The 23757-nt window shown below is 58.5% G+C and carries 15 protein-coding genes; 8 read left to right on the forward strand and 7 right to left on the reverse strand.

The features are described 5' to 3' along the window. Positions 1-104: 104 nt before the first annotated feature. Positions 105-1142: an aldo/keto reductase gene (locus SH410x_RS11130; protein WP_473676571.1), complete on the reverse strand. Its 1038-nt coding sequence runs from the start codon at positions 1140-1142 to the stop codon at positions 105-107. Between the two features lie 269 nt (positions 1143-1411). On the opposite strand from SH410x_RS11130, the gene SH410x_RS11135 reads away from it, so the two are divergent. After that, positions 1412-2569, forward strand: a complete 1158-nt coding sequence (locus SH410x_RS11135) for a 3-dehydroquinate synthase (RefSeq protein WP_473677296.1) — start codon at positions 1412-1414, stop codon at positions 2567-2569. Positions 2570-2617: 48 nt separating this feature from the next. Then, the gene (locus SH410x_RS11140; protein ID WP_473676572.1) at positions 2618-6349 is read left to right on the forward strand and encodes a glycoside hydrolase family 2 TIM barrel-domain containing protein; all 3732 of its coding nucleotides are present in this window, start codon (positions 2618-2620) and stop codon (positions 6347-6349) included. Between the two features lie 264 nt (positions 6350-6613). Here the strand turns inward: SH410x_RS11140 and SH410x_RS11145 are convergent, their stop codons facing one another. Next, positions 6614-8737 (reverse strand): ABC transporter permease subunit/CPBP intramembrane protease, encoded by a 2124-nt coding sequence (locus SH410x_RS11145; protein ID WP_473676573.1) that lies wholly within the window; start codon positions 8735-8737, stop codon positions 6614-6616. Continuing rightward, on the reverse strand, positions 8734-9489 hold the full coding sequence (locus tag SH410x_RS11150) for an ATP-binding cassette domain-containing protein (protein WP_473676574.1): 756 nt from the start codon (positions 9487-9489) through the stop codon (positions 8734-8736). Before SH410x_RS11150 ends, SH410x_RS11145 begins: the two co-directional genes overlap by 4 nt. Before the next feature lie 304 nt (positions 9490-9793). On the opposite strand from SH410x_RS11150, the gene SH410x_RS11155 reads away from it, so the two are divergent. Then, entirely contained in the window at positions 9794-10819 is a 1026-nt protein-coding gene (locus SH410x_RS11155; protein ID WP_473676575.1) for a transglutaminase-like domain-containing protein, read from the forward strand. 91 nt (positions 10820-10910) lie between these two features. On the opposite strand, the gene SH410x_RS11160 is transcribed toward SH410x_RS11155, so the two are convergent. Beyond that, positions 10911-12116 (reverse strand): hypothetical protein, encoded by a 1206-nt coding sequence (locus SH410x_RS11160; protein WP_473676576.1) that lies wholly within the window; start codon positions 12114-12116, stop codon positions 10911-10913. 1 nt (position 12117) lies between these two features. After that, positions 12118-12474 carry a hypothetical protein gene (locus SH410x_RS11165; RefSeq protein ID WP_473669212.1) on the reverse strand — a complete coding sequence of 119 codons (357 nt, stop codon included), beginning with the start codon at positions 12472-12474 and terminating at the stop codon, positions 12118-12120. A gap of 236 nt (positions 12475-12710) precedes the next feature. Between SH410x_RS11165 and SH410x_RS11170 the strand changes: the two genes are divergently transcribed. Beyond that, positions 12711-14789: a hypothetical protein gene (locus tag SH410x_RS11170; protein WP_473676577.1), complete on the forward strand. Its 2079-nt coding sequence runs from the start codon at positions 12711-12713 to the stop codon at positions 14787-14789. 297 nt (positions 14790-15086) lie between these two features. On the opposite strand, the gene SH410x_RS11175 is transcribed toward SH410x_RS11170, so the two are convergent. Both SH410x_RS11175 and SH410x_RS11180 read right to left on the reverse strand, forming a co-directional pair. Further along, on the reverse strand, positions 15087-16394 hold the full coding sequence (locus tag SH410x_RS11175) for a hypothetical protein (protein WP_473670264.1): 1308 nt from the start codon (positions 16392-16394) through the stop codon (positions 15087-15089). Next, entirely contained in the window at positions 16375-16737 is a 363-nt protein-coding gene (locus SH410x_RS11180; protein ID WP_473670265.1) for a hypothetical protein, read from the reverse strand. Before SH410x_RS11180 ends, SH410x_RS11175 begins: the two co-directional genes overlap by 20 nt. A 294-nt stretch (positions 16738-17031) precedes the next feature. Between SH410x_RS11180 and nusA the strand changes: the two genes are divergently transcribed. The 4 genes from nusA (at position 17032) to SH410x_RS11200 (ending at position 23733) form a co-directional block, all read left to right on the forward strand. Then, complete coding sequence (nusA, locus tag SH410x_RS11185) at positions 17032-18609, forward strand: transcription termination factor NusA (RefSeq protein ID WP_473676578.1); 1578 nt, start codon at positions 17032-17034, stop codon at positions 18607-18609. A 315-nt stretch (positions 18610-18924) separates the two neighbouring features. Beyond that, positions 18925-22005: a translation initiation factor IF-2 gene (gene infB / locus SH410x_RS11190; RefSeq protein ID WP_473676579.1), complete on the forward strand. Its 3081-nt coding sequence runs from the start codon at positions 18925-18927 to the stop codon at positions 22003-22005. 55 nt (positions 22006-22060) lie between these two features. Then, the gene (gene rbfA, locus SH410x_RS11195) at positions 22061-22540 is read left to right on the forward strand and encodes a 30S ribosome-binding factor RbfA (RefSeq protein ID WP_473676580.1); all 480 of its coding nucleotides are present in this window, start codon (positions 22061-22063) and stop codon (positions 22538-22540) included. Positions 22541-22575: 35 nt separating this feature from the next. Continuing rightward, positions 22576-23733: a hypothetical protein gene (locus tag SH410x_RS11200; RefSeq protein ID WP_473676581.1), complete on the forward strand. Its 1158-nt coding sequence runs from the start codon at positions 22576-22578 to the stop codon at positions 23731-23733. The last annotated feature ends 24 nt before the right edge of the window (positions 23734-23757 follow it).

Here is a 23757-nt window from a genome sequence, read left to right on the forward strand (position 1 = left end):
ACTCAGAGCGTCTGTGCAGACGTTTCCGTATTGAGTTAGCCGATGGGCGTTCACGCCCATCGGCTAATTTCTAGGTTTTTGTCCGAGAACTGGTGCGCAGGTGCTTATAGCCTGCGCAGACCGTCCTCGGTCATCGGCGTGGGGATCTCGGCGTCGATTTCATCGATCCGCGCTAGCGTCTCGGCGTCCAGGACGAGGTCGGCCGCCGCCAAGCTTTCTCGCAATTGTTCGACCGTCGTGGCGCCTAGAATGGTCGACGCGACGAAGTCATGTTGTTTGCTCCACGCGATGGCCAGTGCCGTCACGGAGACACCGATGGATTCCGCGATCAGCATCAATCGCCGCGTTGTTTCGAGGGTGCGATCATTGACAAATCGCTGCGCCATGCGTTTTTGCCGCTCGCCATCGCCGGCGAGGTAGTCGCTAAAACGTGCACCTGGCGGCGGCCCATCATTGTATTTGCCCGTCAGCACGCCGCCGCCGAGGGGCGAGTAGGGCAGCAAGCTGACGTTTTCGCGGCGGCATACCTGGGCCAGTTCGCTCTCACAGCGTCGATTGATCAGACTGAAATTGTTTTGGACGGTCTGATAACGCTCGACGCCGCACAAATCCGCCGCCCACAAACTTTTCATCAGTCCCCAACAGGTTTCGTTGCTGCAGCCGATCACGCGGACTTTGCCGGACCGTTTGAGGTGTGTCAGGGCATCCAAGACTTCCTCGTAGGGCATCCCATGATCGGGCCAGTGGGTTTGATAGAGATCGATGTAGTCGGTATTGAGCCGGCGCAGCGAATCCTCGCAGGAGCGGATAATTTGATGACGATCCAGAGTCGTGCGTCCGTGGCGCACTGGGGGCGTAAACCAACCGTGCCCGGGGCCCGTAATCTTAGTTGCCACGGTGATCGCATCTCGGGGTTGCCTCGCTAACCAGCGGCCGAAAAACTCTTCCGTTACGCCGACCGTTTCTTTCTGCGGGGGTACGGGATAGATCTCCGCGGCATCGAAAAAATTGACGCCCGCTTCGAACGCCACATCGCAAATTTCATGGGAAAGACGTTCGTCACACAAACCGCCGAATGTCATCGTTCCCATGCAAATATCGGACACTGTCAATCCGCTGCCGCCGAGTCGTTGTTGTTGCATGGTCATGGGTTCCTTGGGAACGAGTCAGTTTGCAGTTACACTAGGTCACTGTTGGGTTGTAGCGTTCTAACGCTCAGCATCAATCCCACTCCCAGCGGCCAATCTCTCGCCCCCCCATCCTCTCCCCCACCGCCCGCCTCGTGTCTGACCATGCTGAATCTGTCGTGCCCGCCCCCTCTGCGGCATCGCATCCTCTCCCCGTCTGCGGGAGCCGCAAGGGAGCCTGTGTGCAGCACACGACGCCGCAGGAACTTGGCGAACCGAAACCGGTGAACGATATCGACGTCCCATTCGCTGTAACATTCACGCACCGTCTGCGTCAGACACTTGATGTCGCGGGCGTCGATTTTGACGTGCTCACCGATCTGCTCGCCGGCGAGACCGAGCAGCCCGCCAAGGTGCAGTTTTGGGTGGATTCCAATTTGCAAGATGCGACCGGCGATCATCCAGACTTCGCAGGCCGACTCGGCAAGCGGCTCGCCGCGAGCGATCGCGTGGGTCTGGTGGGGCAAACGCACACGATTCCTGGTGGCGAGTGTTGCAAGAACTCGCCCGATGTTCTGCAGAAGCTGCTCAGTCTCATTCACGATTTTGACATGGACCGGCGGAGTTACATCATCGTTGCCGGCGGTGGTGCCGTGCTCGATGTGGCCGGGTATGCTGCCGCGATCGCCCATCGGGGGATCCGCCTGATCCGGTTACCCTCGACGACGCTCGCCCAGGCGGATTCGGGGATTGGTGTGAAAAACGCGATCAATCAGTTCGGCAAGAAGAACTGGATCGGTACCTTTGCCGTCCCCTGGGCCGTGGTCAACGACGCAGCGATCTTGCAATCTCTTCCCGACCGTGACTTCCACTCGGGGCTGACCGAGGCGATTAAAGTCTCGCTCTTGAAGGACGCCGCTTTTTTTCAGTGGATTGAATCCAACGCGGCAGCAATTTATCAGCGTGATCCTGCGATCAGCTCGGAAGTGATCGCCCGGTCCTGCCGTTTGCATCTCGATCACATCACGCTCGGTGGCGATCCGTTTGAAGCCCTCGAGGCGCGCCCGCTTGATTTCGGACACTGGTCCGCCCACCGGCTCGAACCGATGACGCAATATGAACTGCGGCATGGCGAAGCGGTTGGGATAGGCGTCGCGCTCGACACGCTTTATTCCGCGCGCATGCTGGGGCTGGATCACGCCAAAGCGATGCGGGTGTGCCATGCGATCGCCGCGATCGGTTCTCCGTTATGGTGCGATGCTCTCGACGATTCTGACGCGGTGCTGTGCGGGCTCGAGGAGTTTCGTCAGCATCTCGGCGGGCGGCTTACCGTGACCATGCTCCGCGACATCGGCGAGAGCGTGAACGTGCACGAGATTAATACGGGCGTGATGAGCGAATGCATTGAAGAACTCCGCCAGATCGCGACCACCACGATGTGACATACTCCGACTCGTTTCCTCGCCTCGAAATCGATGATGGATTCTCCGATGAAACCTACCGAGCGACCGCTCTGGATTACCGTCCCAACGTTGATTTTCGCCGCACTTCTGTCGGTCTTGGGTGAGTGCGGAGCACCGGACTGGGAGAACGAACAGGTCATCGGCATTAACAAGCTGCCACCGCGGGCGACATCGCTGCCGTACTGGGATCGAGAGGCCGCCTGTGCGGACGATCCCAGCGCCAGTCCGTTTTTTCAAAGCCTCAACGGCGACTGGAAATTTCATTGGTCCAAGGATCCCAGTAGCCGACCCACCGATTTTTATCGCACCGACTTTGATGCCAGTGGCTGGAACGACATTCCGGTACCGAGCAATTGGCAATTACACGGATATGGCGTGCCGCTGTACACGAACGTCACGTATCCCTTCAAGAAAGATCCGCCGCGTGTGATGGGCGAGCCGCCAGCGGACTACACGAACGTTGATGCGCGGAACCCGGTCGGTTCCTACCGCCGCGAATTCGCGATCGACGATGCTTGGGAAGGACGGCAGGTCTTCGTGCAGTTCGATGGCGTTGATTCCGCGTTTTACCTGTGGGTCAACGGTGAGCAGATCGGGTACAGCCAAGGCAGTCGCACGCCGGCGATGTTCGATATCACCGAGCACGTCAAACCCGGCAAGAATTCGATCGCCGTCGAGGTCTATCAGTACTGTGACGGCAGCTACCTCGAAGACCAAGATTTCTGGAGGCTCAGCGGAATCTTTCGCAACGTGTCGCTGTGGTCCGCGGGCAAACAGCACATCCGCGATTACTTCGTCCACACCGACCTCGATGACGACTACCGCGACGCCACTCTGAGTGTTGATGTCGAGATTGCCGACGCCACCGAGGAACCCAGCAACCTGTCGCTCGAAATGGACCTTCTCGATGCCTCCGGCCAAGTCGTCGCACAGCAGACGTCGTACACACTCGCGGACGGCCCGGCCCCGAGGATCTCACTGACGCAGTCGCTCGGCACGCCCGATCTATGGTCTGCCGAAAAACCGAATCTGTATCGCCTCGTGCTGACGCTGAAGGACTCCGACGATGAGATCGTTGAGATCGTCAGCACGCGTGTGGGCTTCCGAACCGTCGAAATCAAAGACGGGATGCTGCAAGTCAACGGGAAACCGGTGTACCTCAAGGGCGTCAATCGGCACGAGCATGATCCCGATACGGGGCACACCGTTTCGAGAGAATCGATGATCGCCGATATCAAATTGATGAAGCAATTCAACATCAATGCGGTTCGCACGAGTCACTATCCCAACGCCCCGATGTGGTATGCGTTGTGTGACGAGTATGGGGTGTACGTGATCGACGAAGCGAATATCGAGTCGCACGGGATGCACTATGGCAAAGAGTCGCTGGCGAAGGATCCCAAGTGGGCCGTGGCGCACATGGATCGATTGCAGCGGATGGTCGAGCGAGACAAAAATCATCCCTCCATCATCATCTGGTCACTCGGTAACGAGGCCGGTAATGGCGTCAATTTCATGGCCAATTACGATTGGGTGAAGCAGCGTGATCCGTCCCGCCCGGTGCAGTATGAGCGAGCTGGGTTCGACGATCGTAACACCGACATTCGCTGTCCGATGTATGCCAGCATCGATCGGATTGTGAAGTATGCCACCGACAATCCCGACCGTCCTCTGATCCTATGTGAGTACGCGCATGCGATGGGCAACAGCGTCGGCAATTTCCAGGACTATTGGACGGCGATCGAGTCGCACGACGCACTGCAGGGCGGCTTCATTTGGGATTGGGTCGACCAGGGACTGCGCAAACCGATCCCTCCACAGTATCGAGTCACCGACTCAACCGGCCAGCATCTCGAGGCCCGGGTGGCGGGCAGTTTCGACAACCAGAATGGAGTTACCGGTGGCGTCGTTTTGCCCGACAATGATGCGCTCGAGTTGACCGGTAGCCTCACCCTTGAAGCCGTTGTTGTCGGCAATCGCGCCGACGGTTTCAACCCTCTGATCTCCAAAGGCGATCACCAATACCTGCTTCGTCTGGATTCGAACGGCGTGAATTTCACCATCTATACCGATGCGTGGAAGGTGCTCCAGGTCTCTTACGACGATGCCGGACTTGTGGAGGGAACCAACCGGATCACGGCGACCTACGATGGCGCGAACATGCGTCTCTACGTCAACGGCCAACCGGTCAAACGGCAATCGATTCAGGGCAAGATTGCCGCCAGCGGATTCCCGGTTAATGTCGGGCGCAATTCGGAGCACTTGGACCGCATGTCGTCGCTGCCCATCCAAATCGCTCGGATTTATAACCGTGCACTCTCACCCTCCGAAGTCAGTGATGTCGATGGCCGTCATCGCGATGGCTTGGTACTGGATCTCGATTTACGACGAGCGGTGCGTGAGGAAACCCCGTCCGGCGCCGACACGACCTTCATGGCATATGGGGGCGACTTCGGCGACCGTCCCAACGATGGCAACTTCTGCATCAATGGGCTGGTCAGTGCTGATCGAAATCCGAATCCCCATCTCTGGGAAGTCAAGAAGGTTCATCAGAACATTAAGGTGACGGCCGATGATTTGGCGGCGGGCAAGTTCCGCGTGCAAAACAAGTTTGTCTTCACGAACACGAACGAGTTCGTCCCTCACGTGACACTGCGGTTGGACGGCAGGGTTGTCGGTCGCGCCACCCTCAAACCGTTCAACATCGAACCGGGGAGCGAGCAGACGATCATCATTCCGACGATGAAGACCGAGGCGATGCAGGGCGAGGCGTTATTGACCATCGCGTTTGACACCGCGTCGGAGACGGCTTGGGCGCCTGCCGGACATCGTGTTGCCTGGGACCAGTTCAGACTGAGTCGGGGCGAATCTTCGGCACCGCAGATTTCCGATGAGAAGATCTCGATCTCGCTACCAGACGATCAGCACTACATCCTGGAGACCGGCAACGTCACAGTCACCTTCGACGCTCGTCGCGGTTCGGTGGCGTCACTGCAGGTCAGCGGCAAAGAATTGTTGCACGGTGAATGGATGCCGAATTTCTGGAAGATCCCCAATGATAATCAGTACGGCAATCATTACGTCGGGCGACTCGGCGCCTGGCAGAACGCGGCAGGCACGATGAAGGTCACGGACTTCGCTATCGACGCGAAGGAAGATCGCGTCGAGATCTCCGTCCAGGGGGACTTAAGTGTCGGTGACTCGAAATGCGAGCTGAAGTACACGGTGTTTTCAGGAGGCATGCTTCGCGTCGAAGCCGAGTACATCCCCGGCACAGGCAAGATTCCGTTGCTGCCACGTTTCGGAATCCAGTTCACCGTTGGTAAAAACCTGGACCACGTTGCATGGTACGGTCGCGGACCACAGGAGACCTATTGGGATCGCCAAACAGGCGGCGAGATTGCGGTTTACGAGTCAACTGCGGAGGAGATGTTCCATCAATATGTGCGACCTCAAGACGCTGCGAATCGCTGCGATGTTAGGTGGCTAAAAATCACCGATGATGCCGGCGATGGAATCGAGATCGCTGGCGAGGAACCGTTGAGCATGAGCGTGTGGCCCTACACGATGTCCGAGGTGGAATCGGCCGCTCATCCCTATGAACTCCCACCAAGCCAGTTCAACACGATCTTTGTCGATCACAAGTTGCAGGGCGTTGGTGGTGACAATAGCTGGGGCGCGAAAACTCACGCTCAGTACACCTTGCCAGGCAACCAGCCGTATCGCTTTTCCTTCACGATCACGCCCATGGGTTCGTGAGTTGTTTCGCCGCTCGCGGGGAACGACTACCGCGGCCCAGCAGTGGATGGAATTCCGAGAGTGACCGCACTGGATGCTTTTGTGCGGAGCTGTCGGGATGCTGCGGGGGGGCGATCTGAGGCTAAATCGAGAGTCGTGGATCTCGGTAAGGTTCCACACGCGACAGGCGTTTTAAGAAGCGAAGGAACGAGCGGGAAAGTTCTGTCTGAAATTGTGGTCGAACGCTCCGCGGTCGACCATTCCGAGCGCGGAGCGTTCGGCCACTTATTTTCCGCTCGTTCCTAAACTGTCAGTCGCCGAGTCCACGCACTTCGGACGTGGGCTCATGTGCACGATCACAATTCCGGTCAACAAGCAGCTGCCGGCGATTGCCAGCCACAACGGCGGCAGGTGACGATTGCCTTCGATCTCCGCACCGAGAAACGAGAGTTTTTCGTGATAGCGTCCCACCAGTTCCAGAGATCCGTTATGCAGAAAGTGCATCAGCATGCCCGGCAGCACGCTGCCGCTTCGGTAGGCGACCCACCCCAACGCGATGCCCAATAATGTGGTCGGCAGAAAGCGTTCGATCAGCAACGTGCTGCCGACGAAGACATGAAACAGCCCGAACAGGACGGCCGTCGCGAGGATCGTTTGCCAAGGCCGCAGGGCAGTGCGGAAGGCAGAGAATAGATATCCGCGAAAACAAAGTTCTTCGACCACCGCCGGTGCGAGTGCCAGCGTCGAGAGCAGCAACACCGGCGAGATCGTCTTCCATTTCTCCAGCACCCCACGGGTCCGTTCCAGTTGGTCTTCGTTCAACAGCGCCAGCTTCCATTGGTCGGCGAGGACGAGCGCCTCGTAGGCAAACGCCCAGGCGCCGAGCGACATCACGACGGCCCCCACATAGAACCCGAGGTTCGCACGACTCAGTCGATAGGTCGACGCCAGCCGGTGTCGGCCTAACAGGGTCGCGACCAGCGGTATCAGTCCAAAAGTTGCGATTAGCGAGCCAGCGTTGAGTGCTAGTTGCAGCGGTATGTTGAGTCCATCATCCTGGCGGCCGATCCACTGCATCAGTGCGTTTGAGACGACGAAGGATGCCGGCAGCAGCAAGGCAATCACCATGCCGGCTTCACCCACGCTCGGCCGCGCGGTGGCAACCGCGGGGCGTCGAAACAAGGACCCGATGGAACGGTCGCTGGTGCGATTGACCGCATCACTACCGAACAACTTGGCAGCGATCGCCAACGCACCGGCCGCGTAAAAGAGGGTGGACGCGACCGCGATTGTGGCGCCGAGCGGGTGAACGTCCCCCGACAGAATCTCACGTGCCAGCAACACAATATTGAGCAGCGGTGCGACCGCGAGCGGCCCGGTCAGGTTGATGCCAGGCATCAAGGACAGCATCGCGGGGGCGAGGGCCAGCAACATCACGGGAATCAGGTACGCCTGCGCCTCCTTGAACGATCTCGCGAAACTCGTCAACGACAGTAGCACGGCTGCGAAAAAGGCGCTAAAGAGGACGAGCAGCAGGAAGATGTATCCCATCTCTTTCAAGCCCAGTCCACCGCCTTCCCCGAGGAGGATCGACATCAGGCCGGTCAGCGAAAGAGTGACAAACATCGCCCCGAGGTTGGCCACCGCCGTCAGCAGCGCCACGCTCACGACAGCAATGTACTTGGCCAGTAGCAGCCACCACCGTGGTACCGGCGATGCCATCAGTGCTTCCATGGTTCCCCGTTCGCGTTCTCCTGCGGTCAAATCGATTGCGGGATAGACGGCTCCGGTGATCGTCATCAGTACCAAGACCAATGGGATGATCGATGCCAACACATTACCACTTTGAGGCTCGCCAATCTCGGTCGTCGTGATTTTGAAAGCAGTGAACTCAGGCACGACTTGCTTCACGATGCGCTCGGCATCCTGCATTTTGAGCCAGTGCAAACGTTCGATCAAAATCCGCCGCGCGGATTGGCTAGCTTGATCACCGGCGAAGGCTGTCACTTGAATCGACGAGGGGTCGCCGTCACTGATCGTCAGTTTCGCGGCGGCATCGAGTTCATTGGCGAGCAATGCCTGCTCGGGATCGGTGTTGGGCGTGACAACAACTTTGAAATCCGCCATTTCACCGCCGCTGGCCTGCAGGATCGATTCGGGGGGGCGACTGCGTGGATTAAGGAGCAGGGACTGCAACCATTCGCTCTCCTGTTCGCTGCCCACGCCGATAACAAATCCATTCGTCCCCGGGCCAGCGGATGAAATCAAAAAGCGATTCATCGCCATGCTCAGCAGCGGATAGACGAGCAGCGGCATCATCAGCAGCGTCAGGATGGTGCGGCGATCGCGCAATGTTTCGCGAAGCTCTTTGCGGCTGAGTCGAGCCAGTCGAGACCAGGAGAGGTTCACGTAGCGATTTCTATCGGGGAGGAGGAGTGATTCATGAGGTCATCAAACATCTCGACGAGATGCTCACGCCCGGTCGTGCGTCGTAGTTCGGAAAGAGTGCCCTCGTATTGCATTCTGCCGCGGTGCAGCAACCCGAAGCGATCGCATAGACGCTCGGCCTCGTCGAGTCGGTGCGTGCAGACCACGACCGCTTTCCCTTCTTGGCGGAGGTGCGAAATGTACCTGAATATCGTTTGCACGCCCACGACGTCCAGTCCGCGAGTGGGTTCGTCGAGCAGCATCACGGGCGGATCATGAATCAACCCGCGCACCAACGTTACCCGCTGCCGTTGCCCGGTTGAGAGCGTCCCCGCGCGGCGGTCGAGCAGTCCTTGGATATCCATGACCTCAGCGAGCGTTCGCAACCGGTCGGCCGCCCGATCGGGTTCGACCCCGTACAAGTCCGCGAAATACAGCAGCATTTCACGCACGCTCAACCACGGGTACACGCCATCGCTGGCCGAGACAAATCCCAGTTTGGCTTTGGCGCCAAATGGATTGATCGATGTGGGAATGCCGGCGACTTCGGCATCGCCGCTGTCCGGGGCGACCAGCCCCAGCACCATCCGCAAAGTCGTCGTTTTACCCGCCCCATTGGGACCGAGCAAACCGAAAACTTCGCCCGGCCCGACTGCAAAAGACAATCCATCGACCGCACAAACCGTCTCGTCCTCGGCCTCGAATCGCTTCGTCAACGCGTGAATTTTCAGCATGAGGAGCGTTTCAGTGGTCGAGTGGAACCGAGAGAGAAAAGAGGGACCCCCACCGCTACGCAGCATCAAAGAGAATGGGTCGCCAGACGGCTCGGCCGGTCGCGAGAAATCGGGAAGCCTCCGAATCACTCCTGCACTGGGCCGCATGCCTAACCTGTGCAATCGCTACGACTGACCCCGTCCCCCGGGTCAGTCGGCTCGATTGTTGGAACGAACACGCGGTCGTGACTATCTTCAGGGTATTCATTTCACTGACCGGTTCCGTCCGAGCCGGTATCTGCCCAAAAACACCGGAGCATCGTCCATGAGCCACGCAGCCTTATCCCGTCGCCACTGGTTGGCCGCAGCGAGCGGTTTGCTTGCCTCAGCCTGTTTGCGCCAGCGAGCTGTTCGTGGGCAAGGCGTCGCAGGCACGGTTGAGCCGGCATCCTCTGAGACGGAAGAGACCTCGTCGGCACCGAGTTACGCCGAGGGGAAAGAATTTGACTGGCAGTTTGGGATGAAGCTCAATACGCCCGTCACGTTTACCGCCGGGCTGGCCACCTTCCCCATTCCGATGGACTGGCCCGAACAAACGGTCACGCTCGCCAGTCGTGATGTGTCCGGCCCAGTGACCCAATTGCAGACGCGAGATCTGCAGGGCGGGGCGCGGCAAGCCGTGGTGGGCATTGCCCGCATGACCGCCAATCAATCGCTCGATGTGCTGCTGAACGTGCGCATCGAAAAACGAAACATCATCGCACCGACCGAGACGGATTCACTCGTGATCCCCAAACGGGTCTCGCGAGAGATGCGCGCCTATCTGGGCAACAGCCCGATGATTGACGCCACCAACGGAAAGATCCGATTGCTCTCACGTGAACTTGCTCTTGAAGCCGCCGACGACACGTCCGCATGGCAAACGGTGCGTCGTATCTACGATCGGGTGCGTGAGAAAGTCACCTACGTGGAGGGCCCGATTCGCAACGCGTCCGATGCGCTGGAAGACGGCCAGGGCGATTGCGAAGACATGACGAGTCTATTTGTGGCCCTGTGCCGAAACGCAGGCGTCCCGGCCCGGATGGTGTGGATCCCCGGGCACTGTTACCCCGAGTTCTATCTGGAAGAAAAAGACGGCGGCGAAGAATCGGGCCACTGGTATCCCTGCCAAGCCGCAGGGACTGAACAGTTCGGCGAAATGCAGGAGGATCGCCCGATTTTGCAAAAAGGCGATCGCTTCAAAATTCCCGAGCAGCGAAAAATCGTCCGCTACGTCAGTGAGTACTTCCGCTGCGACCGCTCCGGCCAAGCTTCACCGAGCGTGAAATTCGTGAGTGAGAGGCAGCATTAGAAAAAGTGTCGCTCGGTGCTCAGGGCGAATCGCGTCTCCACGGCGTTCTCGGATGCCCCGCGGGCGAGAGTGCACCTGACAGTTTGCAGGTTTAAGCTGCGACGTAGGCGCGGCAACCGCTGGCCGTTTGTTGGGCGTGCTTCCAATAGCGTTCTATTGGCTTGCTGTCGCTAATGTACGCCGCTCGCAGGCCCAAAACGGCCTCTCCGCCAGCGGTCGACCAGAATTTCTCGCTTCCTTTGATGCGGCGATTGACCTGCTTGACCGTCGATTCCATGATCGAACTCGTTAGCGGATAGCCACGCCGACGGTACTCCGGATAGTTCATTCGCCCCCGATGGTTGCGATAGTAAACTCGCGATCGACGAACAATCTCTCGAGGGTCCGTGTCGCTCGCATCGGCAGGAGGATCCCCAAGTTCCTTCTGGTGCTGATCCAATTCCAGGATCACTTCGTCGACCTTTCCCTGCCAAACCCATGTTGCGAAACGACGATAGCACTCCCATGATTGCGGCTGCTTATCGTAGATCGCGCGGGCAGCTGCCAAGCTGTAAGACAATGCGTGCATGATGTCCAGCACGCTCGTGAAGTTGCCAAACCACTGCTGCTGCATCTCTTCGATCGCCGAGGATCCATCGGAGACAAAGACCCTTTCAGTCGCCTTGAAAAAGCCGGCGTACCAAGCGGAACTGGCTGCCATCGGCCCAAACTCCTTCCAGGTTTGACCGCTAGCAACCACGTCTTTGCTGAGCAGTTCGGGCCGCTGCCACGGAGACTCCTCCGAGACCTCGCCTCGTTTACCTGTGGGGTTTTCGCCAGCAACGCACCCCATATCAGCAAGCTTTTTGGCGATGCAAACGTCTTGCAGGAAGTCAGGCAACTCCGCGTCAGGATCTTCCTGGTGTGACTTAGTTTTCATCGACAGTAAGATCGCCATTCGACTTTCTTTCCAAAAACTACCCGATTCAGGTTTCTCGCCAGCGCGATCGAATCGCTGGTACCGACCGCCATCGCTCATCACCACCGCCAGTTCAGGAGCCTCTTTGTCAGCGGGCCCCGAGTAGTTCTGATCGGGAATGGATTTCTCGAGGAAGGCGTCCTGCAAGATCTTCTCAAGTGCGCGCCGAGCCTTACCGTTTCGCAGCGTAGCCAGTCGGATCCGTTCGGTCTTGATGTCCAGTTCAGCCAGTTCTTTCAAATCGTCACTGGCGATCTGATAGCTGGCCTTGTTGGCTCCCGCGTAAACCATCTTGCGTTCGACCTTGGGGCTGACGGTGGCTTCAACGCGAAGCGCCAATTCAGCGAGCCGAGGGAAAAAAAGACCGGCGACATCGCCGGCAATAGAAGCCTTCGTTGATCCACTCGACTTCACCGCGAGCGGATTGAATGATCATCGGCTCGTCGTCGTCAGGGTCGTGCGGCTTGGGCACGGCTTTGCACTTTGGACAGCGAATGGGCTTTTCTTCGTCGGGCAGATCCTTGGCCGAATCGTTCAGTGCCATCGAACTGAGCAGATCGGTTAGGGCATTGGTTTCGATTTCCAGCTCATCGAAGGTCTTGGGCGTCCCGTCGTCGTGGTAACGACCACCATTGATTTCATTTAATTCCTTGGCGAGCTCGAGCGCTCGAGCGCGATTCTTGGGTGAAATGGCCATCCTAGCCCTCCTGGTTTATCCGAAGTGAACCGTGAAACCGGGATTCTGACCGATCTACAGATCAAAGGCCATGCCAATTGCAAACCGTCAGGTGCACTCCGCGGGCGAACAATCCGTGAAATGATCTTGCATTTGCCCCTGGAGAATCGCTATCGCTGACCACATGCATTCGTGTTGCGGCGGGTGCTGTCGTCACTCTGGCACCATTTCTTTCTCATCACAACGGAAGCCGCACGATGCGTCGGTCCCCGCTGTTCAGTTTACCATGTCCTCGTCCTCACTCGCTCAACAGCAGTTGTTGCCGCTGGGTGTTGATGATCGCAGCAGCGTTGCCCATGAACCCGGGCTGGGCGCAGTCAACCGGTCCGCAGTCCGCCGACGGGACCGGAAACTCGACTGTGTCGGACCCCTATCTGGTGTTTGTCGCGGATGTGTCGGCGCACCTGCGCTGCGGCCCCGGTGGTGACTACTACCGCACCGATCCGCTGCGGCATGGCCAGGAACTCGAGGTGTATGTCGAGTATGCCGATGGCTGGCTAGGCGTGCGCCCCACCACCGATAGCTTTTGCTGGATTCCCGCTGACGCGACACGCATCATCGACACGAAAAAATCCAAGACGTCCGGTCGTCATGCCGACGCGATCGAGGCGGAAGTCATTGAAGACAAAACCAAGGCTTGGATCGGTACGAACCTCGGCCGCGCCCGCCGCTCGCTTTGGCAAGTTCAACTCGGCCTGGGTGAGGTCGTCACGATTCTTGGTCGCAGTGAACGCGACGGCCCCGATGGGCCGCAGGTCTGGTACCGCATCGTTCCGCCATCGGGCGAGTTTCGCTGGATTCATCGTGATCAAGTCGTAACGACGGCCGAAGAATTGATCGCCGGTTTGAAGCCCTCCGCATCAGAAGTCTCGCGTTCGGAGGAACCCCTCGAGTTTCTGCCGGCCGGCCCGACGTCCGTCGCCAGCCAAAAATCAGAGTCCGAGCGGGCGAGCGAGATCGCCAGCATTCGTCGTCTCGACGAAATCGAAAAACATATTGATGAACGTCAGCGAAGCCGATTTGATCGATTGCGTCAGGATGAGGCTGGCACCGCGTTGGCGGGTGCTCCCAATGCAGCTCATGGAGATTCGCATGATCATCAGATGCGTAGTTTCTCGCAGCGTGTGACCGATGGGTTGGCGATGCTGATCAATGGGCAATCACCCGGGTTGAGCGAGTTGGAGCCGCTGACCGGACAGTCGAGCCGCCGCGCCCCCGAGCTGGTGCCGATCAGCAATGGTCTGGCGGCCGCCGAGCCCCTGTCGCCCAATCCTGTTCCGGCCACCTCGCCCGCCGACGCTGTTGTGTCTTCGGCATCGTTGGTCAGCCCGTCACCGGCCCCTGGAGCTAGTCCATTACCCGCCCCTGCCATTGGGTCGGGGGTTGCAAACCCCACAGTCAGCAGCGTTCCGGGGATGAATCTCGCAGCCCACGCGAAGCCCGTCGCAGCAACCGCTCACCCTGAGTTTCGCTCGAGTGAGTCCCAGGTCGCGATCATGTCTGCACCCCGCCTCGTCGCCAGCACCGAGACGTCGCCTTGGGCACCGCCCGCTTTCGCGGGCCAGTCCTTGCAGCCGACCAAGCTGAGGACGATCACGTCGGCGCAGCTCGAAGGCGTGCAACAATCGGTCGCGACATCGACTCCCGATTCGCTGCCGCTGATCATGTCCACGCTGATGTCGCGTGGTGCGTCGGCGCCCGAGATTCGGATTGTGGCCGATGCCGCGCAGCGATTTTCGATGAATGATCTCGCTCAGCGAGCCCGCGACTACGAAGCCCTGGCGCGGCGCCGAGACGGCGACACGCTCGTGGCAGCATCACCGATGCCCTATGCACCTACGATCCCCGTGACACCAATGCCGCCCGCACCATTGTCCAATCCCGCACCCTCATTCGCAGTTGACAATGCCTTTGTGATGCGTGCGGGCAGTGATCGGTATGTCGCAGCCCCAGGCCCGATCATGCCCACGTCGCACACGGGCGAGATCGCGTCGAGCCCGAGCATCCTGCCCATCGGCAGCGCGCCGAACACGCCTCCGCCAGCCTCCGAGCAGACCGGCACGTTAGTCGAGGTCTATTCCGCAGATCCGAGCCGTCCGCCCTACGCGATCACCGATCGAGGAGGCCGAACACTCGCCTATGTCACGCCCGCTCCTGGCGTCGAAATTCGCGATCACCTTGGCAGTGAAGTCCGCATCCAAGGAGAAACCGGCTACCTGCAAGGACTCGACACGCCCCACATCTTTGCCTCGCAAGCCGAGCGGTTGATGCGCTAGTCGCTTCGCTGGGCTCCTCAATCAAGACATTGTTTTGAATCGCCGCTGGGTGTTGTCGCAGTGCTCGGGGCGGCTTGGTTGTGTCGCGTTCACTGCTCTTCACCGGTGCATCTGTGAAGCCCTCCTTGTGGCGGAACAATGAGTGTCAACGCGGTCGGCGGAACTATGTTTTGGCGATGAGGTTTTTGGAAGGACGTTCGCGGAGGTGTCGATTTTGGCTGGGTAATCGGGTTGCTTAGCAGGCGAAAAAAGGACGGCTGGGCGGTGAATCTCGGGCCGGGTGCATGACAGGGTTTGTTAGGTAACTTTGGTTTTGGTCTTGCGATGGCGGAAGCCGTCGTTTCGCTGGCCTCGACGATGCCAGAAGGCGTCTCGGTCGTGCGTTTCGCTCAGGTCGTCCGCTTTGAGCTGCAGTAGTGGCTCAAGCGAATCGTCTCGCCAAAACTTTTCCGTCCCTTTGATCCGCTCGTTGATTTGCTTCTGAGCCGATTCCACGGGCGAGGTGGTCACTGGAAGTCCCGCACGCCGATAACGAGCATACTGCATCCGCGACGCGTTGTTGCTCAGGTAGGTGATGGCCCGACGCAGGTCTTCGGGAACATCTTCGTGACCGGCAGCTTGCTGTTGCATCGCCGTGATGACTCGATCGACATCACCGCTCCACGTCCACTCGAGCCACTGGATATACAACTGCCAGCCATCTTCGATCCGCCCGCAGGATGCGATCGCACCGCCGTAGACGTAAGCCAAGGCGTGCATGATGTCGACGATCGGCGTGTAGTGCGAGAAGTGACTCGACCACAGCGACCAGTTCACTTTCAAGCCGTCGCCCATGAAGGCTTTGATTTTGGCTTTGTTAAAACCACGCCGATACGCCTCGGCCGCCAACGCCAACCCGAGATGATCATATCCCAGTCGGGTCGCAACGATCGTTTGTACCAACGGATCACCGCCGCTCCAACGCTTGTGATCCTTGCGTGACGACTTGCTGTTTTGGCTGGCTGGTTCTGCCGAAGCTGATTGCTTTGATGACGGCTGGCTGTCACGCGATGGCTCACTCTCAGGTTCGCCTGAATCACTTGATGAACCGCTGCTGCGATGGATTTCATTCACTTTGGGAATAATCCACAGCGGATCTTTCAAACATTCTGGGACCTCGGGGTGAGGGTCCACGTCCGATGGCCTGGACTGATACGTTTGCAGCACGCCGGCCTGAGTCTCTCGCCACCAACGGTGCTTTTTGTCGCTCGGTTTGTCCTGCCCCCAAAGCGAATCGCGAATCTGAGCACGACCGCCGTCACCCTGTATCACTGCGGCACGTCCGCTCCAATCATTTGCTGGTGCATCGTGGCTTTGGCCGTGCTGTTGCTCGGGGATGCTCGCGGCGGTGTAGCGATCAATGCTTTGTTGCTGTTCGCCGAGTCGTTCGTTGCCGATGCGAATGGCGATCCGCTGACATTGCTTGGAAGAGATGGTCAGTTCAGCGAGGTCTCGCAGGTTGCGACTGGCCACCGCATAGGAACGGTCTCTCGCTGCGGCGATGGTAACTTTCTGTAGGACTGCGGGCGTTTGCTCGATGTCGATGTCACACTGCAATGTTCTCATCTGAGGGAAAAAAATCGAGGCGGCAAGCCTCGCAATGAGATACGTCGGTTTTGAATTTCACTTGGCCTCGTCTACTTTGCAGCGAGCGATGCTGAGCCTTTTTCGGTGTCATTTCCATACCGCATTTGGGACAGGCGGTCACCGGATCGGCCTCTCGAGACTGCTTGGCGAGCAGTTCGCTCATGACGATTTGCGTGACCCGGTCGACTTCCTCGATGGTCCGTTGCTCGATCGTCATCAAGTTGGCGTTGGCGAGATCGGGAATCCCGCCACCATCGATGAGCCGCTGCATGACGAGGTCAGCGATTTGTTGGGCGGTGGGTGTGGCTGATGCCGATTCCATGGCGATTCCCTCGAAAAGTGTTCTCTAAAGCTCCCAGCCTTCCCGGCTGCACGCCGCAAAGTGTAATTCATATCCAAATTCAAGCCGACCCCAATCCCAGCCGCAAACCCTGTCATGCACCCCTCGGGCCTTGATGGTGACAGATGGATTGACACTGACACCCCGTTCGGATAGCCTTCTCGACACAGACTTCAGGCAAACCTTTGTTGGCCCGGGCCTTTTTTGGTCCGGGCTAATTTTTTTATCAGGGCTTGGCTTTTTACTTCTCCATCCTCTTTTTCATCTTTTGTCGCCATGAACCCGCAAGACATTTTGCGATACGTCGATTCGCTCCATCGCGACAGAAATATCGATTCAGAGCTTTTGTTTCAGGCCATTGAGTCGGCACTTCAGAGCGCAGCAAAGCGGCAGTACGGCGAAGAATCGGACGTGGTTGTTTCGATCAATCGCGAAAACGGCAAGATCGCCGCAACCCTCGAAGGCGAACCGCTCGGCGAAGACCAAATCGGTCGGATCGGTGCGCAAACGGCCAAGCAAGTGATCATTCAACGCGTTCGGGAAGCCGAGCGTGATGCGTTGATGATCGAATATCGTGATCAAATTGGTGAGATCGTTAGCGGCATCATTGGCCGGGCCGACGGTGGCGTGGCCACTGTTAACCTTGGTAACGTCGAAGCGATCCTGCCTCGCAGCGAGCAGATCCCGGGCGAGAGCCTGCACGCCAACGAGCGGGTGCGGGCGATCGTCTACGAAGTCCGACCGCAGGGCGGTAACCGCGTTCGTGTCGTGCTCAGCCGCACGCGACCGCAGTTCGTACAGCGACTCTTCGAACAGGAGATTCCCGAGCTCAACGATCAAGTGATCGCGATCAAGTCGATCTCGCGAGAACCAGGCTACCGCAGCAAAGTTGCTGTCAGCAGCGAGGATTCTCAAGTCGATCCCATTTCCGTCTGCGTGGGATATCGCGGCAGTCGGATTAAGGCGGTTCGTGAAGAACTCGCCGGCGAACATATCGATGTGGTGCGATACGACAGCGATCCCGAGGTGCTGATCCCCAACGCCTTGCAGCCCGCTGAAGTCGATCAGGTATTGCTCTGCGACATGATCGGCCGCGCCATTGTGCTGGTGAAAGAAGACCAACTCTCGCTCGCGATCGGCCGCCGCGGCCAGAACGTGCGATTGGCCAGCAAACTGTGTGGCTGGGATATTGAAATCATGACCGGTGGCGAACTCGAAGAACAGATCGAGCGCGCCGTGGGTGGGTTCAGCCAGATTCCAGGCATCACCGAAGAAATTGCTCAAACCCTCGTCGAACAGGGCTACCTCTCCTACGATGACTTGTCGGTGATCGAACCCGATCAGTTCGCGGAGATGGCGGGGCTGACCGAGGAACAAGTCGACCAGATTGTCGAAATTGCCGAAGCCCGCGCCGAGGAAGCCGAGCGGGCAGCGGCCGATGAACGCCGCGTCCGTCGCGAAACCGAGAAACTCGATCGCGAACGGGCTGAGATGGAAGCTCACATGCCTGCCTCCGAAAAGGGGGATCTTAAACCAGTGGTCGCGGAAGTTGTTTCCGAACCCGCGGCAGCGGAAGAAGGTTCTGAGCCAGCGGCGACTGACGACGATTCAGTGGAAGCTCAGGCGACTGACGACGACTCGGAAACTGTCCCCGTCGCCGAAGACGCTGCCACCGAAGATGCCGCCACCGAGGACGTGGAGCTAAGCGAAGCGGCGGTTGTCGGCACCGACGACGAGACCCTCCCCCTGGAGGCGGAAGTTGGTGCGGACGAGATTGCTCCCGAAGAGGCCGCTAGCGTGGGTGAATCCGATGCAGCGACGCTAGTTGAGAAAGATTCTGAGGGAAACCTCTAGGAGCGACAGGGGGGGGCATTTTCAATATTCCCCGTTGCGCGTTATCCTATCCGTGACAAGCCTGTGAGGCGACCGTGCCCGCAGGCGAATATTCCATTTTTTACCGCTATGAAATTCCCCGGCCCAGTGAAATTTTCGAGCTTCGATGAAACCAGTTGCTGGCTCTTTGAGACCAGTCGTTGGGCGAAGATTACGAATCCTTAGCGAGGTCGATGGAGGTCTTTTTATGCGATTTTGAACAAAACAACATGGAGCCGAGCAGCCCGCGCTGGGCCGGCGGACTCCATCTATCGACCTTGACAGGATTCCCCCCCAGTGCCAGTACGCATTTACGCGCTTGCCAAAGAACTCAGCCTTGACAGTAAAGATCTCGTTGATCTGGTGAAGAAAGCCGGTATCACCGGTAAAGGCTCTGCGCTCGCAAGTCTTACCGATGACGAAGCCGATCAGGTACGCAACAGCATTTCCAGTGCGTCCAAGGCAGTACCGAAGGCTCCCGCAGCTGCTCCGGTGGCTAAAGAATCACCCACTCAGCCGGTTGCTCCGGTTCGTGACTTGGATCGCAGCTCGATGCGGCGGCCGCCGTCCATCCAGATCGGCCGTCCGCAGACACGTCAGAGCGCACCGTCGGAAGGCAACGCCTCGAAGCGTCCCGCCCCGGTACTGCGCGCTCCTGTCCTGAAGCCAGCCGAGCCAACGCCTCCGCCTGTCAAGCCAGCGGAACCGACGTCGCCCAAGCCGGAAGTACGCTTGCGAGACGTGATGCCCGCGAACAAGCCTGTTGCGGAAATTGGCAAGCCTGCTAGTGAAGCGAACAAGCCTGTCGAGAAACCGAAAGCAACGCCCGTCGCGCCGCTGCCACCTGTTTCGACGCTACCGCCGGCAACGCCTGTGTCGTCGCTACCGCCGGCTCCGAAGCTGCCGCCGGCGAGCACGCCGACTGCCAGTCCGGAAGCTAAGAAACCAACGCCGGCACCGGCCGGTGGGATGGCCAGCCGTATTGCTGACCGGATGGCCAGTAATTCGGGCGGGCGAGTGGTTCCGAATCGTCCAGGCGAGCCTGTTCGCCGCGAAGGTCTCGGCGGCGGCGGTAAAATGCGGTCGCTCGATCGCGCGTCGACGCGTGCCGGAACGGGCAAGCCCAGCGACGCTGCCAAGGCTCGTAAACGTGAGCCACGCATCAAAGTGAATTTGGCTCAGCTGCCCAATGCACCCGCGCCCGCTGCGCCGATCTCCACGACGGGACCGGCTCAGAAGCCTGATATTAAATTGACCCGCGATGTGATCGAAGGTCACAAACAGGGTATGAAGGCTCCTTTGGCGCGACTTGAAAAAGACGACGCCGAACGTAAACGTACGAAGAAGGAAAAAGAGACGACCGCCGTTCCCGATTTGGCTGGTCGCAAAAAGATCATCGAAGAAGACGACAAACCACGTGGTAAGAAGGGTCTTGCCGGTATGGCGAGTGCTCGTGCCGAACGTGCCCGTGGTGGCGGTGGCCGACGGGTGTTTGGTAACAGTGACGATCGCTCTTACTCACGTCGTAATCGCCCCCGGATCCGTCGCAAGGGCACCAACACGGCCGCGCCGCGGAAAGAACGCGTGCAGCTCGAACTGCCGTGCTCGGTCCGCAATTTCTGCGAGGCGTCCGGTGTCGCCATGTCCGACGTGATGAAAACGCTCATGGGCATGGGCATGATGATCAACATTAACTCCGAGATGGACTTGGAGACTGCGGAGCTGATCGCGACGGAACTGAACCTCGAGATCGAACTGAAGGCCTCCGAGTCGCTCGAAGACGAACTGATCACCGAGATCGAAGAACAGCAGGACGAGGAGGAATCGCTCGTGCCGCGGGCGCCGATCGTAACGTTCCTCGGCCACGTCGATCACGGTAAAACCAGCCTGTTGGATTCTTTGATCGGCATCAACGTCGTCAAAGGCGAAGCGGGCGGGATCACCCAACACATTCGCGCCTATCACATCGCCAAGGGCGATCGGGGGGTCACGTTTGTCGACACGCCTGGTCATGAAGCGTTTACCGAAATGCGTGCTCGCGGTGCCAACGTGACGGACATTGCCGTCGTGGTGGTCGCCGCCGACGACGGGATCATGCCGCAAACCGAAGAGGCAATCAGCCATGCCAAGGCGGCCGAGGTCCCCATCGTTGTCGCCTTGAATAAGGTCGATTTGGCGGGCGTCGATATTAACCGCGTCATGACCCAGCTCACCGAGCATGGACTGACCCCGAGTGAATGGGGCGGCGACGTCGAAGTCGTCAGGACCAGTGCGACGACCGGCGAGGGCATGGACGAGCTCCTTGAAACGCTGATGACGGTTGCCGAGTTGCACGAATACAGTGCGAATCCGAACCGCTCGGCTCTGGGCGTCTGTTTGGAGTCCGAACAGCACGGGGATAAGGGCGTTGTCGCCAAACTCGTTGTTCAGAACGGAACGCTCCGTGTGGGCGACATCATTGTTTGCGGTCCCGCCCACGGTCGGGTGCGAGCGATGCACGATACGTTGACGAACAAACCCATTACCGAAGCGGGACCAAGTGTTCCGGTCAGTCTGACCGGTTTGGATACACCGCCGGGTGCTGGTGACCGATTCCATGTGCTCAAGGACATCACGCAAGCTCGCCAGATTGCCGGTAGCCGTGAAGACGAGTACAGCCGTCAATCGCTCTCGGGGATCACCACGAAGGTCTCGTTCGATTCGTTCCAAGACCTGCTCGCCGGTGGTAACCTCGCCGGTGAAGACCGTGCTAAGTTGAACTTGATCATCCGCGCCGATGCACGGGGATCGCTCGAAGCGATCGACAAAGAGCTCAGCAAGTTCGATCATCCCGAAGTTGAGATCCGTGTGCTGCAACGTGCCGTCGGGGGGATCTCCCTCGCTGATGCGACGTTGGCCAGTGCATCCGATGCTGTGATCCTCGGTTTTAACGTGATTCCAGACGAGAAGGCACGTCAGCTCGCCGACCAACGCAATATCGAAATCCGTCGTTACAGCGTGATCTACAAGCTCACCGACGACATTCGCATGATGATCGAAGGTCGCCTCAAACCCGAGGAACGTGTCGTCGAACTCGGTCGAGCCTTGGTCAAACAGGTGTTCTCGATCAGCCGCATCGGCACGATCGCCGGGTGTTATGTCGCTCAGGGATCCATCGTTCGCGGTTGCCGCATTCGGGTCAGTCGTGACCAGCGAGTCATTGGCGACTACCCGCTCGACACACTTCGGCGAATCAAAGAAGACGTCAAGGAAGTGCCGCGGGGAATGGAGTGTGGTATTCGCTTGTCAGGTTTCAATGACATCAAACAGGACGACGTGCTCGAGGCCTACCGCATCGAACAGGTCGCCCGCAAGCTTGAGTTGGATTCTAAATACTAGCGTTTAGCTTCGAGCGTTTTCTCACTCCCGTAATCCCACTCTCCCCCTTTTAAAATTGTCTACTCGTCGCCAACTCAAAGCCGCTGAAGCGATTCGCGAAGTGGTTGCTACAGCTGTTCTGACCGACATTCGTGATCCGCGAGTTCGCGACGTGACGGTCATTTCCGTCGACGTGTCACCTGACATGCGGGAGGCGAAGGTTTCGGTGAGTGTGATGGGGGACGATTCTCAGAAACAACTGTCCCTTCGTGGTTTAGAGAACTCGGCCGGGTTTTTGCAGAGTAAGATTGCCAATCGACTCGATACGCGGTACACGCCGCGGCTTACTTTTGAACTCAATCGAGGTCAAGAGAATGCGCTCGCGGTCCATGAAATCTTGGCTCGTCTGCAAGCCGAAAAAGAAGGCAACCCAACCGGCGATACGCCGGCGTCTGAGAGCAGCGACACTCTGCCGGCCGAGAGCACTGCTCTGCCGGCCGAGGGTACCGAAACGCTGCCTCCCAAAAGCATCGATGAGACGTCGACCGAACTTTGAACCCGAATCCTGAACACCTCCTCAATCCAGTCTCTATGTCCGCATCGAATCGTACGAAACTCATCGCGAAGCTGCACGCTGCCCTGAAGAAGAACTACAGTGTGCCGCCCGCGAGCCCCTCGCGTCCGCTCTTAGAGCACGCGTTATATGCCTGTTTGCTCGAAGATTGCCCCAGCGAATTGGCTGACGAGGGTCTCGCGAAGCTCGAGCAAGACTACTTCGATTGGAATGAAGTGCGGGTCACGACCGTCACGGAGTTGTCCGGTGTGCTCTCCAATCTGCCCGATCCGGCCAGAGCGGCGGGCCGATTGAAGTCGAATTTGCAGGCGATCTTCGAAGAATTCTATTCGTTTGATCTCGATCATCTGAAGAAAGAGAATCTCGGGAAGGCCGTGGCCAAGTTTGAGAATTTGCCCTCGATGACGCCTTTCATCCTCAGCTACATCATCCAGCATGGGCTGGGCGGGCATTCGATCCCAATCGATTATTCGGCCATGGTGATCATGCTCGTCAGTGGGATCGCCACCCAGAACGAAGCATCCGATGGTCGTGTTCCAGGACTCGAACGAGCGATTCCCAAAAGCAAGGGCGTCGAGTTCGCGAGCCTGCTGCATCAACCGGCCGTCGCGCTGTTAGTTGACCCCGCCGACGCGGACGCACGCCAGTTGCTCGAATCCGTGTCGAAGGGTAGTTCAGCGGATCTGGATGAGTGGTTGGTGAACAAAAAGGCGGCTAAGAAACGCGTCGCCAAACGTAAAGCCGAAGAGCGTGAGACCGCCAAGGCGGAAGCCGAAGCGGAAGCCGCCGCCGAAGCTGTCGTGGCAGCACCGACCGGGAAAAAGAAACCCATTCGATCTGCAGCCAAAGCAACCTCGACAACCAACAAGCCCAAAGTAAAAAAGAAGACGGCCGCTGAAAAAGCGAGTGAGGCGGCGCTGGTGAAGGCAAAGGAAGCCAAGGCGAAAGCGGAAGCCGCCGCAGCGGCCGAGAAATCGAACGCTGCCGCCAAGATCGCGGCCAAGAAAAAGACATCTAAGAAAGCTGCAACTGCAAAAAGTGACGCCGACTCGGAGTCAGCTGCCAAAAAAATGACATCCGGACAGGGCGCAGCATCGTCCGGAACGGGTGATGAAAAGTCCGGCGGCGTCAAGAAAACAACGAATCGCAAACTATCCAAACAAAAACCACGTTAAAAACGACGCCGAAGGAATCAGCAT

The sequence above is a fragment of the Rhodopirellula sp. SH410 genome (assembly GCF_055811895.1).

Bases quoted from the DNA above. Each gene is read 5' to 3' on its own strand.
- nusA (WP_473676578.1), top strand. From the start codon at position 17,032: ATGAACCCGCAAGACATTTTGCGATACGTCGATTCGCTCCATCGCGAC.
- SH410x_RS11175 (WP_473670264.1), bottom strand. From the start codon at position 16,394: ATGAGAACATTGCAGTGTGACATCGACATCGAGCAAACGCCCGCAGTC.
- SH410x_RS11150 (WP_473676574.1), bottom strand. From the start codon at position 9,489: ATGCTGAAAATTCACGCGTTGACGAAGCGATTCGAGGCCGAGGACGAG.
- SH410x_RS11130 (WP_473676571.1), bottom strand. From the start codon at position 1,142: ATGCAACAACAACGACTCGGCGGCAGCGGATTGACAGTGTCCGATATT.
- SH410x_RS11165 (WP_473669212.1), bottom strand. From the start codon at position 12,474: ATGGCCATTTCACCCAAGAATCGCGCTCGAGCGCTCGAGCTCGCCAAG.
- SH410x_RS11155 (WP_473676575.1), top strand. From the start codon at position 9,794: ATGAGCCACGCAGCCTTATCCCGTCGCCACTGGTTGGCCGCAGCGAGC.
- SH410x_RS11140 (WP_473676572.1), top strand. From the start codon at position 2,618: ATGAAACCTACCGAGCGACCGCTCTGGATTACCGTCCCAACGTTGATT.
- SH410x_RS11170 (WP_473676577.1), top strand. From the start codon at position 12,711: ATGCGTCGGTCCCCGCTGTTCAGTTTACCATGTCCTCGTCCTCACTCG.
- SH410x_RS11180 (WP_473670265.1), bottom strand. From the start codon at position 16,737: ATGGAATCGGCATCAGCCACACCCACCGCCCAACAAATCGCTGACCTC.
- SH410x_RS11200 (WP_473676581.1), top strand. From the start codon at position 22,576: ATGTCCGCATCGAATCGTACGAAACTCATCGCGAAGCTGCACGCTGCC.